The 12355-nt window shown below is 65.0% G+C and carries 9 protein-coding genes; 3 read left to right on the top strand and 6 right to left on the bottom strand.

Translation table 11 applies throughout. From position 1 onward, the window contains the following. The first annotated feature begins 1 nt into the window (after position 1). Positions 2-595: a YbaK/EbsC family protein gene (locus HMPREF0975_RS08990; RefSeq protein ID WP_009233836.1), complete on the top strand. Its 594-nt coding sequence runs from the start codon at positions 2-4 to the stop codon at positions 593-595. Positions 596-642: 47 nt separating this feature from the next. Here HMPREF0975_RS08990 and HMPREF0975_RS08995 read toward each other — a convergent pair whose 3' ends face one another. From HMPREF0975_RS08995 to HMPREF0975_RS14880, 4 genes are all read right to left on the bottom strand, one after another. Beyond that, positions 643-2094 carry a dihydrolipoyl dehydrogenase family protein gene (locus HMPREF0975_RS08995; RefSeq protein ID WP_009233837.1) on the bottom strand — a complete coding sequence of 484 codons (1452 nt, stop codon included), beginning with the start codon at positions 2092-2094 and terminating at the stop codon, positions 643-645. A 209-nt stretch (positions 2095-2303) separates the two neighbouring features. Beyond that, a complete protein-coding gene (locus tag HMPREF0975_RS09000) occupies positions 2304-2882 on the bottom strand; it encodes a TetR/AcrR family transcriptional regulator (RefSeq protein WP_009233838.1) in 579 nt (192 codons plus the stop codon). Next, positions 2864-3775, bottom strand: coding sequence for an alpha/beta fold hydrolase (locus HMPREF0975_RS09005; protein ID WP_156808236.1), 912 nt, complete (start codon positions 3773-3775; stop codon positions 2864-2866). Before HMPREF0975_RS09005 ends, HMPREF0975_RS09000 begins: the two co-directional genes overlap by 19 nt. 523 nt (positions 3776-4298) lie before the next feature. Beyond that, positions 4299-4754: a MarR family winged helix-turn-helix transcriptional regulator gene (locus tag HMPREF0975_RS14880; RefSeq protein ID WP_083840768.1), complete on the bottom strand. Its 456-nt coding sequence runs from the start codon at positions 4752-4754 to the stop codon at positions 4299-4301. A 5-nt stretch (positions 4755-4759) separates the two neighbouring features. Here HMPREF0975_RS14880 and HMPREF0975_RS14885 point away from each other — a divergent pair, with 5 nt between their 5' ends. Next, positions 4760-5611: an alpha/beta fold hydrolase gene (locus HMPREF0975_RS14885; RefSeq protein WP_009233840.1), complete on the top strand. Its 852-nt coding sequence runs from the start codon at positions 4760-4762 to the stop codon at positions 5609-5611. A gap of 22 nt (positions 5612-5633) precedes the next feature. On the opposite strand, the gene acnA is transcribed toward HMPREF0975_RS14885, so the two are convergent. Together acnA and HMPREF0975_RS09015 are read right to left on the bottom strand one after the other, a co-directional pair. Then, positions 5634-8309 carry an aconitate hydratase AcnA gene (acnA, locus tag HMPREF0975_RS09010; protein ID WP_009233841.1) on the bottom strand — a complete coding sequence of 892 codons (2676 nt, stop codon included), beginning with the start codon at positions 8307-8309 and terminating at the stop codon, positions 5634-5636. 232 nt (positions 8310-8541) lie between these two features. Then, positions 8542-9315 (bottom strand): outer membrane protein assembly factor BamB family protein, encoded by a 774-nt coding sequence (locus HMPREF0975_RS09015; protein ID WP_009233842.1) that lies wholly within the window; start codon positions 9313-9315, stop codon positions 8542-8544. Positions 9316-10274: 959 nt separating this feature from the next. Here HMPREF0975_RS09015 and HMPREF0975_RS15610 point away from each other — a divergent pair. Next, on the top strand, positions 10275-12287 hold the full coding sequence (locus HMPREF0975_RS15610) for a DUF7926 domain-containing protein (RefSeq protein WP_232212498.1): 2013 nt from the start codon (positions 10275-10277) through the stop codon (positions 12285-12287). The last annotated feature ends 68 nt before the right edge of the window (positions 12288-12355 follow it).

Here is a 12355-nt window from a genome sequence, read left to right on the forward strand (position 1 = left end):
AATGACTGAGCTGCATGATCCGGCTGAGGTCTTCGCCGCGGAGATCGGCTGGCAGCCGGCACTGGAGCGCACCGACCTGCTCGCCGAGCCCGTGGCCGCCGTGCTGCAAGCGCTGGAGGCTTCCTCCCCCGAGGGTGCGGATCTGGCCCGCCAGGCGCAGGTGGTCCCCATCGACCCGAGCCACTCCGACACCGACGCCCTCAACGCGCACTACTCCCTAGACCCCGAGGCGACCGGGAACTGCGTGCTCGTAGCCGGCAAGCGCACCGGCCAGGAGCGCATCGCCGCCTGCGTCGTGCGCGCCACCGACTTCGCCGACGTCAACCACGTCGTCAAGAAGCGCATCGACGTGCGCAAGGCCTCGTTCCTGCCGGTGGAGCGGGCCGTGGAGATGAGCGGCATGGAGTACGGAGGGATCACGCCGGTCGGCCTGCCCGAGGACTGGAGGCTCTTCATCGACGGGGCCGTAGCGGACCGGGACACGGTGCTCATCGGCTCGGGCGTGCGCCACTCCAAGCTTCTGGTTCCCGGGGAACTGCTGATGGCGCTGCCGGGAGCCGAGCGCGTTGAGAACCTGGGGGTGCGCCCCGCCTGAACAGGCCTGAAGCGGCCTTGTTCAGGCGGGGACATCCTCCCGGTGAATCAGCCCAGGGAGTCCAGGACGATGTTGAGTCCCTCGCTCATGGTGGGGTGGGTGATGACGGCGTCGCGCACCTGCTGCCACCTCAGGCCTCCCAGCATCGCCATCTGGATGCTGGTGACGACCTCGCTGGCCTCGGCACCGATGATGGCGGCGCCCAGGATGAGGTCGGTGCGGGCATCGATGACGACCTTGAAGAAGCCCTCGGTGCGGCCCAGGGTCTTAGCGCGCGGGACGGCGGCCGTAAGGGTCTTGGCGACGCGCACCTCGTAGCCGGCCTGGCGGGCCTCGGCCTCGGTCAGGCCCACGTGCCCGAGCTCGGGCGTGGTGAAGACGGCCCACGGGATGAGGCGCCCGGAGGTGGAGGCCTCCTTACCGGCGAAGAGATCGCGCAGGACGCGGAAGTCGTTCCAGGAAGCGTGGGTGAACTGGGGCGTCCCGGCTACGTCACCGGCGGCGTAGATGCCCTCGGCGGTGGTGCGCAGGTGGTCGTCGACGCGCACGAAGCCGCGCTCGGTCAGCTCCACGCCCGTGGCCTCCAGGCCGAGACCGGCGGTGACGGGGGTGCGCCCCAGGGCGACGAGCAGGTGGGATCCGGTCGCCTCGCGCCCGTCGGCGGTGGTGACGACGACACCCTGCCCATCGGGGGCGGCGGCGACCTTCGAGGCGCGCGCGCCGGCCAGGACCGTGACGCCCAGAGCCTCCAGGCCGGCGGTCACCTCGGCGGCGACGTCGTCGTCCTCGCGGTCCAGGATGTGCTGCCCGGCGTGGATGATGGTGACCGGCACGCCGAGGAGGCCCATGAGGGAGGCCATCTCGACGCCGATGACGCCGCCGCCCAGGACCACGAGCCCGGTGGGCAGCTCGGGCAGGGTGAGCAGGTCCTCGCTGGTCCAGTAGCGCACGTCGGCCAGGCCCTCGATCGGGGGGACCGACGGCGTCGTGCCGGTGTTGATAAGGACCTTGGCGCCGCGCACGCGCCGCAGGCCACCGTCGTTCAGGGCGATCTCGACGGTGCGCTCCCCCACGAAGCGGGCAGTGCCCTTGACGAAGTCCATGCCGGAGGCGGGGAACATCTTCTCGTGGGCCGCCACCATGCCGCCCACGACGGCCTCCTTGCGGGCGCGGAAGGAAGCCAGTTCGATACGGGCCCGGGCTAGGGCGTCGGTGCCGCCGTCCTGCTCGGGCAGGGTGACTCCGTAGGCGTGCGAGCCCTGGACGTCGTGGAGGACCCGGGCGGCCGAGATGAGGGTCTTGGTGGGAATGCAGGCGACGTTGATGCAGGTGCCGCCCACCTTGTCGCGCTCCACCATGACGACCTTATCTCCGGCCTTGGCGCGCAGCATCGCCAGGGACTTGCCGGCCTTTCCACCTCCGACGACGAGGAGGTCGACCTCCTCGATCGGAGCGTCTGCCTGGCTGATCGCGTCGCTGTTGACAATGGACTGGGACATGGATGCGCATCTCCTTCGGCGGTGGCCGGTCGGCGTGGTCTGGACGCCAGGGCAACGGGGAGCGACGGGCCTCTATTCCGGGGTGACTGCGGGAATCCTCAGTGGATCACCACCTACGCCTGGGGAAGCTCACGCAGCCGTCACCCTTCCCAGTAGGGTCATTGAGGTGACTTATCCTTTCATCCCCACTGATACGTGGCACCACCCTCCTATCCGCCCAGAGCAACCAGGGCCGCATCCAGGGAGTCGACAAGAGTGGCGAAACTCACGTCAATGGATGCGTCCATGGCAAAGCCCCCGTGGACCTCGATATCAACGAAACCGTGAAGTGACGCCCGAGTCATTCGCACAGCATCGATGATCCGCTCGTCGGGGATGCGGTAGCCGGCCAGCGCCGCAGTGACGACGTCAACCGTGCGTCGGGCTGCGGATGAACGTATCGGGCTCAGGCTCCCATCTGACGTCCCCGCGGGGACCTGGGTCATCGGATAGAGCCCGGGGTGCTCGTGGGCGAAGCCACGGTAGGCCTCAGCAAGGGCACTCAGAGCGTCACGTCCGGCCAGCCCCATGACGGAGGCCGCCAGGCGGTCGGCGAGCTCTTCCACCGCCCGCACAGAGACTCCCCGAACCAGATCGTCCATGCCTGCAACGTGCTTGTACAGGCTCGGCGGCGCGACTCCGAGATCGGCAGCCAGACGACTCAGGGACAGTGCCTCAAGACCATGCTCGTCAACGATCTGCGCCGCCCGCTCCACCACACGCTCGGCACTCAGTCCTGCTCTGGGCATCTCCCCCTCCTTAACCTCTCCCCTGCCGACCTCGATCCGGCGTTGCCTGCGACGATACGCCGAGCAAAGTCGACTACACGCGGCCCGACGACGTCGGAGCACTCCAGCATCGGGGCGTGCCCTGCGTCGGGAACCATCATGACCTCTCCCACCCCGTCACCAACGGCACGAGCCACCCAGGAGGCCTCAGCCATGGGATCCTTCCAGTCGGGGTCCTTCTGTCCCATGACCACGAGGGCAGGACAGTCCACCTTGTCCAGCCAGGGGGTGACGACGCGGTGGTCGGTGCGAGTCGTAGCCCAGAAAGCGCGCCAGCGCCCTGGGCGGCACAGCAGGTCCACCAGGCTCGTGGCTCGCTGCCGAGCGTCGGGCAGTCCCGGCCACAACCTGGCCGAGTAGCTGTTCCACACAGCAGGACCCCAAGGGCGCATCAGCGCGATCCCAAGCATGGTGCGCTGCACGAGAGTCTTGACTCGACTCTGCGGCCCACGCAGAAAGGGGCAGACGAGCACGAGCCCGCACACCAGGTCGGGGCGGCGCCCGGCTGCGATCACCGCAGCAGCCCCGGACATGGAGGCTCCTACGACGACGGCGGAGCCGGCGTCGAGAGCCTCGATCAGGGCAATGAGGTCGGATGCTGTGGCCTCGTCACCATAGGCGGTGAAGGTTGCCGAGCTGTCCCCGTGACCGCGCAGGTCCGCAGTGACAACGCGGAAGCCCGCCTCGCTCAGGGACTGCGCCAGCGGTGCGTAGACGTCCCGCACGTCCCCCATGGCCGGTGAGCAGACGACGAGCGGCCGACTCGCTGCAGCCGATCCAGCACCTGCACCGACAGGCTCATGCACCTCGTAGGCGATGGTGCCGCCCGACACCCCAAGTTGGCTAATAGTCATAGCCATTAAGTTACTGCCATTCACGTCCGAGGGCAAGCAGACTCCTTGCACAGCCGTTCAAGATCAAGAACGGTGCACTCGAGACCTCATCGACACTGCACGAGCACCCTTCTCAACACACCAACCACACCTGGAGGTCACCAAGTTGACCAATTGGCAAGAGACAACTGCGACAATTGCCGCAGGCCTGAGCCCGCAGCCGGTCGAGTGACTCGACGATGAGGACGATGAAACGGTCGTCGACCACCCCTGATCACACCCAAGAAGAACCTGGTTCCACAGCCGGCGAGGAAGTCGGAGTACATCTTGAAATACACCACGAAGCAGTCCGAGAAAGAGCGGCGTGACCTAGTGGCCGCGATAAGGAATCCCATGAGCGACACCTTAGACTTCCTGAGTTACTCGCCTCTCACGACAACCCCGACCAACTAACAGCTCGAAGGACCCCTATGTGCGACGACCCTAGGTGGTCACACTTTTCAGCACTGGCAGCACAAACCTGCCTTGAAGGGCATAGAATAGGTCACACAGACACTGCAGAGGAGTAGACCACCCGCAAGAGATGACAAAGCTGGTCATATTCCGCATCAGAGAGACCACGAAAAAATTTCGCCCGAGACGGAGCTAACATAATCTGGACAGTGTCGAGCAGATCAGCCCCCTCAACACTCAATCTAATCTGTTTCACGCGACGATCCTCCAGCGCAGGCGCCACCTCAACGAGACCTCGATCAGTTAGAGAAGCTACAACAGGAACGATGTTGCGAGGCTCACTTCCAACGTGGATCGCAAGATCTCGCTGTCGAACCATCGCCCCGTCAGCAAGAGTTGCAAGAATCGCGAACTCAGCCTGAGTGAGCCCAACATCTCGCAACAAAGACCCCCACTCCTTCTCAACCATACCCCCCAATCGCGAGATCAGGAACCCGGCCCCTTCACGAAAACTGACAAGCGACGAACGACTCGATGTGGTAGACATGTTTCATGTCTACCACGATCAGCACTCACGACGTCACCCTCGACGACCGCGTCTTCCGTATCCTTCGCGCTGGAGACCCTTGCGCGCCCACTATAATTTTTCTTCACGGGTGGCCGCAGGACAGTACAGCCTGGAAAGATATTCTCCTTCTGGCCGCTCACGACTATCAATGCATAGCAGTGGACCTACCTGGTATCGGCGCTTCAAAAACAACAGGCCCCTGTGGCAGTAAGGTCTTGCTGGCACGACAAATCCACGACTTCCTCGAATACCTAGGCCTGGAGAATGCCGCTATGGTCGGTCACGACGTTGGAGGCATGATCACCTTCTCCTACCTACGAGAGTTCGGAGACCTGACCAAAGCCGTCATCATGAACACAGTGATTCCTGGAATTGCGCCATGGGATGACGTCATCAGAATTCCCTGGTTATGGCATTTCGCCTTTCACTCCATCCCAGACCTACCAGAGCAGATCACCGTAAATAATCTGCCAGCATACTTCGACTACTTTTACGACACAACGAGCGCCACCCCAGAGAGAATCAGCAGAGCCTCACGCAGGCAGTTCGTCTCTTCCTACCAGTCCCCTGACTCTTTGCGCCAGGGATTCGAATTCTACCGAGCACTTTGGGATGATGCCCAAGAGAACGCAACATCAAGTGATGCGATTAACATTCCATTACTTTATTTACGAGGCGACCAAGAACACGGGGACATCAACACCTACATTGCCGGTTTCAAACAAGCAGGGTTGACCAATATTCAAAGTGCCCTCGTACCTGGATCAGGACATTTCACCTTACAGGAAAATCCTGCAGATACCTGGAGTGCTATCCGAAACTTCCTCTACGGGTAGAAACGCGATGCGTCTCACATCCTTATTCACCCCGAGCGAGGCTGCGCAGCACGTACTGCAGGATGCCGCCGTGGCGGAAGTAGTCGGCCTCGCCGGGGGTGTCGATGCGCACGACGGCGTCGAAGGAAATGACCGAGCCGTCGGCCCTCTGCGCCTTGACCGCGACGGTGCGCGGAGTGACGCCCTCGTTGAGCGCCGTCAGGCCCGCGATGGAGAAGGTCTCGGTGCCGTCCAGCCCCAGGGACTCGGCACTCTGACCCGCCGGGAACTGGAGAGGCACCACGCCCATGCCGATCAAGTTGGAGCGGTGGATGCGCTCGAAGGATTCGGCGATGACGGCCTTGACGCCCAGCAGGGCCGTGCCCTTGGCGGCCCAGTCTCGTGAGGAGCCCGAGCCGTACTCCTTGCCGCCCAGGACCACCAGCGGGATGCCGGCGGCCTGATAGGCCTGGGAGGCGTCGAAGATCGACTCCTGCTCGCCGGTGAGGAAGTTGCGGGTGTAGCCGCCCTCGACGCCGTCGAGCAGCCGGTTGCGCAAGCGGATGTTGGCGAAGGTGCCGCGGATCATGACCTCGTGGTTGCCGCGGCGCGATCCGTAGGAGTTGAAGTCCGCGCGGGCCACGCCGTGTTCGGCCAGGTAGCGGCCGGCCGGGGAGTCGGCCTTGATGGCACCGGCCGGGGAGATGTGGTCGGTGGTCACCGAGTCGCCCAACAGCGCGAGTACCCGGGCGCCTTCGATGTCGGTGACCGGGGTGAGCTCCATGGTCAGCCCCTCGAAGAAGGGGGCCTTGCGCACGTAGGTGGACTCCTCGTCCCAGGCGAAGGTGTCTCCCTCGGGGGTGTCCAGGCCCTGCCAGCGCTCGTCACCGGCGAAGACGTCGGCGTAGTCGCGCGTGTACATCTCGCGGTCGATGGTGGCGTCGATGACGGCCTGGACCTCGGTGGGGTCGGGCCAGATGTCGGATAGGAAGACGTCGCGGCCCTCGGGATCCTGGCCCAGCGGTTCGGTGGCGAAGTCGATGTCCATGGTCCCGGCCAGGGCGTAAGCGATGACCAGTGGCGGAGAGGCCAGGTAGTTCATCTTGACGTCGGGGTTGATACGCCCTTCGAAGTTGCGGTTGCCCGAGAGCACCGAGACCACGGCGAGGTCGGCGTCGTTGACCGCCTGGGAGACCTCGGCCGGCAGGGGCCCGGAGTTGCCGATGCAGGTGGCGCAGCCGTAGCCGACGACGTTGAAGCCCAGCTCGTTGAGGGCAGGCCACAGCCCGGCCTTCTCGTAGTAGTCGGTGACGACCTGGCTGCCAGGCGCGGTGGAGGTCTTCACCCAGGGCTTGGAGCGCAGGCCCCGGGCTACGGCGTTGCGTGCCAGCAGACCGGCGGCCATCATCACCGAGGGGTTGGAGGTGTTGGTGCACGAGGTGATCGAGGCGATGGCGACGTGGCCATGGTCCAGTTCGGTGGCGGTGCCGTCGGCGAGGGTCACCGGCGTCGGCTTGGAGGGCTGGGAGGCGTAGGTGGGCAAGACCTCCTGGAAGGACTCCTTGGCCCCCGACAGGACGATGCGGTCCTGGGGGCGCTTGGGGCCGGCGATCGAGGGCACCACCGTGGACAGGTCCAGCTCGAGGTACTCGGAGTAGACGGGCTCGCGGGCAGGGTCGTGCCACATGCCCTGGGCCTTGGTGTAGGTCTCCACGAGGCGCACGCGATCCTCGGAGCGGCCGGTCAGGCGCAGGTAGTCCAGGGTGACGTCGTCGATCGGGAAGATCGCGGCGGTGGAGCCGAACTCGGGGCTCATATTGCCGATGGTGGCGCGGTTGGCCAGCGGGACCTCGGCGACGCCCTCGCCGTAGAACTCGACGAACTTGCCCACCACTCCGTGGGTGCGCAGCATCTCGGTGATGGTTAGGACCACGTCGGTGGCGGTGGCGCCGGCGGGGATGGCTCCGGAGAGCTTGAAGCCCACGACCTTGGGGATGAGCATGGAGACGGGCTGGCCCAGCATGGCGGCCTCGGCCTCGATGCCGCCCACGCCCCAGCCCAGGACGCCCAGGCCGTTGACCATGGTGGTGTGGGAGTCGGTGCCCACGCAGGTGTCGGGGTAGGCCTGGGTGACGCCGTCGGCCTCGTGGGTGAAGACGATACGGGCCAGGTACTCGATGTTGACCTGGTGGACGATGCCGGTGCCCGGGGGGACGACGCGGAAGTTGGACAGCGCCCCCTGGCCCCAGCGCAGGAACTGGTAGCGCTCGGCGTTGCGCTCGTACTCGCGCTCCTTGTTGCGCTCCAGGGAGCCGGGCAGGCCGAAGGAGTCGATCTGGACAGAGTGGTCAATGACCATCTCCGCCGGATTGAGGGGGTTGATGACCTCGGGGTCACCACCGAGGTCGGCGACCGCCTCGCGCATGGTGGCGAGGTCCACGATGCACGGCACGCCCGTGAAGTCCTGCATAACAACGCGGGCCGGGGTGAACTGGATCTCCGTATCGGGCTCGGCGGCGGGGTTCCAGGCGGCCAGGGCGCGCACGTGGTCGGCGGTGATGTTGGCGCCGTCCTCGGTGCGCAGCAGGTTTTCGGCCAGCACCTTGAGACTGTAGGGCAGACGTTCCAGGCCGGGGACGGCATCGAGGCGGTAGATCTCGTAACCGCGGCCGTCCACGTCGAGGGTGGAGCGGGAGTGGAAGGTGTCGAGGCTCGTCAACGTCGTTCCTGTTCTGCACAAGGGGGCGGGCCGCCGAGCGCCCGCGGGGTGCGGGAGCCGACCTGCCCGATCAGGCCGCGACACACGCTAGACGACACTCCGTCATCCAGCGTCAACATGCCGCAGAGTCTGAAGGATCCCAGGCAGAGTACCGATAGCAATGCAGGGCCCACCGCGAGGCGAAGCCGATTAACGTGCGGTCACCCGCACCTATCGTCGGTCGGGGCCGCACTTACGCAGGGCCGGGCTGCCAGTGCGACAGGTACAGCGCACCGGAATCGTCCAGGTCCACGACCCAGAAGGAGGATCCCTGCTTCCCCAGGGCGGAGTCAATAGCGACGACGGAGCCCGGGCGGGCCTCCAAGGGAACCGACCACAGCTCCTCCCCCGAGGTGTACTGCTCCCGGTAGCCCGCGTCGTACATTCCCTCCTGCGGGGCGAAGGCGCGAACCGCGACCCCCGTTCCGTCGTCGTCAACAACCACCCGCACCCACCTGCCGGCCTCGGTGTCAACCACGAGGAAGACCCCTTCCCGCGGCCTGGGAGGGGAAACATCCACCAGCGCCAGGTGGTACTGACCGCTGTCCAGGTCGTAGTAGTTCGACATCCCGATAGAAACCTCATTGTCACCGAGCCTCAGTGACGCCGTACCCGGGTCGTCGATCTCAGTGCGCCACCTCTCCGAGCAGTTGCGGGACTCCAGACAGACAAGCTCACTCCTGTCGCCGTAGCGGGGCACGACAGTCACGACGACACCTTCACCGGCCACCAGGTTGTCCGCCCGGGACGCCGCCTCGGGCGCACCCCTCACCTCACCGGTCCCCAGATCCACCGCACCTGCGTTGGTCCACACCAACCCACGCGACACACCCCCGGCCACCAATCCCTGAGAAGCCTCCAGCACCACCGACCAACGCACCCGCCCATCGGCACGCTCGAGCGCACACACCCCCGCACCCGCCTGAACCACCACACAGTTCTCATCCTCATGCACCAGCTTGGGCATCTCCGCAAAATCCTGGCGGGACGAACCGAGCCTCTCAGGACCGCCGTAGTCGAGATAGTCCCCACTCAAGGAACCGGTGAACCGCAACCCCGTGTCCGTCCGCCAGCTCGCCGCAGTCGCCGCCTGCCACAGACGACCGTCCGCATCATCATGATCTTTGAGAATCCTGGTCTCAACCCCCGGCTCCCGCCCCGGTCGAGGACAGGCACCGCCGCTCGGAGAGGACGCCACCGCACCGCCGTCACCATTCCGGCAGGACGCCACCACGCCGGCACCGCCGAGCGCAACCAGCCCCGCAAGCGCACGACGACTCATCACCGTGGAACTCATGCCCACATGGTGACCGCAGAGCCGCGCCGCGGTCCACGGGATACCCTCCCCATGCGCGAGGCCGGGCTCAGGGGCGGTCAAGCACCGCGATCGTCTTGACGTGGTGCGTGTGTGGGAACATGCCAAGGGCGCGTACGCGCCGACGGCGTAGCCCGAGTGCAGCAGGGAGCCCAGGTCCCGGGCGAGCACCGCCGAGCCGCAGGCGACGAGCACGGCCCTACGCGCCTGGGCGGTCCAGGAGCCAGTCATCGAGTAGAACGACGGCAATGAGGTAAAGCCAGACACACGCATTGGGAACGGAGTCCTCACGCGGCCACGCGGGCCCACGGGGAGTGCGCACGCCCCAAGCGTCCGATCAGCAAATATACCAATACGGCAACGCAATGGTTACAAAACGTAAATGGTGCGCCCGCCGTTGGAGTCAACATCATAGTATCCCGACGAATTCCTGTACTTCCCCCAGCAACACAGGAACATCCCCATCAAGACGGAGATAAAGAATGCACTTACAGCACCTCTCTGTGCATCGCAAGCACGTGGCGACTCTGCTCGCCGGCGTACTACTGATCGCACTGGGTAGCTTTGCCGCGCTAGTGGCACCTCGTGCGAGCGCGGATCAGAATGCCGGGGTGAAGGTTTCCTTCAGTCCTCTCATCCTCGCCGACAAGGATGGTACGGAGTATCCGGGTAAGCCTGCGCACCTCGAAGACCCGGTTCGCATGAAGTTCGCCTGGGACGCATCTACCGCCAATCCGCAGCCGGGTGAGTCCTTCAGCATCGGTCTTCCGGCGGAGTACCGGTACCGTGAGATCGGTCGACACGACGATCTTGTTCTCGGGAACGGCACCAAGGTGGGCGACTGCGTCACGACCTCTGAGACCCTCACCTGCACATTCAACGCCGCGATCAGCGCCGCCACCGAACTCAAGGGGTCAGGTAACCAGATGATCGTGGCCCAGAAGGTGACCCAGGATAACAAGACCACCTTCAACGCCAATGGCACCGATGTCGAGGTCTTCCACCCCAACAACGAGCGGATTCTACCTATCGCCTGGGTTGAGAAGGACCTTGGCAAGTACGCCAACTCCCTTAAGCGCGACTCCAGTGCTCTGACCTGGCACATCCAGTTCAGTGGTACGACCATCGCCAACCACCTGGGAGTGGAGGCGGGCAGCGTCAACAGCGTCACCTTCAACGACGTCTCCGGGGGCGGGCAAACCCTCAACACGGATCTCGGCTCCTGGTACGTGCGAGTCAACCCCGAGGAATACGGCGGTGGCGCCGACGGCTACTTCAACGTCGCCAAGGCCGACGGTACAGCTATGAACACCGACCACGGAACGTTCGTCCTGAAGCCGACCATCAACGCTGACGGGACCACTGCGTCCATCACCCTGTCCCGTACGGACGGCACCTTCGCCAAGAACGCGAACTACGAGATCGTTTACCAGTCCCTGGCCGAGGGCGGCAAGATCGTTCCAGGTCGGGTCTACACCAACAGCGCCACCCTGAACGGTGGTAAGAACACCACGGTATCCGCACAGATGGCCTACAAGGACCCGATTTCCTACGACGTGCAGCTGACACAGGGATTCGGCTCCTTTGGGGTCAAAAAGTACGTCACCGGCGCCCGCCAGAATGACGTCGCAGCCGACACCAAGGTCCGTGTGAACGTCTCCTACGAGCTTCCCAACGGCACGACCGAGGCCGACTACCCGACCTGGGCCAACAAGCCGACGTCGAACCCCTACACCGTCGAGGTGACCGTGGGGCAGCAGCAGGCCACCGACACCCTGCGCGAGTTCCCCAAGGGAACCAAGGTCACACTGACGGAGGACACGTCCGCAGCGGCTCTTCCCGAAGCCCTCGGCTGGGGAAGCAAGACCTTCTCCGTCAACGGCACCGAAACGCAGGACACCGCGACGTTCTCGGTCGATTCCTCCGTACAGGCCGTGGGCCTGTACAACGATGTCATTCAGAAGACAGGTTCCTTCTCCATCTCGAAGAAGGTCGAGGGAAGCAACAAGGAGGCTTTCTCCAAGGAGACTTTCCGGATCGACTACACGTGTGAGAACGACTCCAAGGGGACCCTTGACGTGAAGGGCGACGGCACCCCCGTTGACGGCCCGTTGGTACCGGTAGGCACCAAGTGCGTCGTCTCCGAGAAGGAGAAGCAGGCTGACGGCGGCGCCGAGCGCGAGGGCTACACGGTCAACACCAAGGTCGACAACGGGACCTTCACGATCAAGGAGGGTCCTGCCAGCGCCACCCTTGTCACGGTTACCAACACCTACTCGGAGGTTCCGAAGCCCACGCCGACGCCGACCCCCACCGAGGAGCCCACGCCGACGCCCACTCCCACCGAGGAGCCCACGCCGACGCCCACTCCCACCGAGGAGCCCACGCCGACGCCCACTCCCACCGAGGAGCCCACGCCGACGCCGACCCCCACCGAGGAGCCCACGCCGACGCCCACTCCCACCGAGGTCCCCGCACCCGGTGCGACAGCCGACACGCCATCGGGTGATGGCGGCGGTAACCTGGCGAGTACTGGTTCCAACGCCATGCCGGTGGTAGCGGCCGTTGCCGCCCTCCTGGCAACGGGATATGCGATCCTGGCCACTCGTCGTCGTGCAGCCTGATCGGCCTGCCGGCTGACAGAACTCCTTCCAGGAGCATGAGATGGGCCCCAGTCCTTCACGGACTGGGG

This window comes from Actinomyces sp. oral taxon 849 str. F0330 (assembly GCF_000239715.1).
In the GTDB taxonomy this organism is placed as follows: domain Bacteria; phylum Actinomycetota; class Actinomycetes; order Actinomycetales; family Actinomycetaceae; genus Actinomyces; species Actinomyces johnsonii.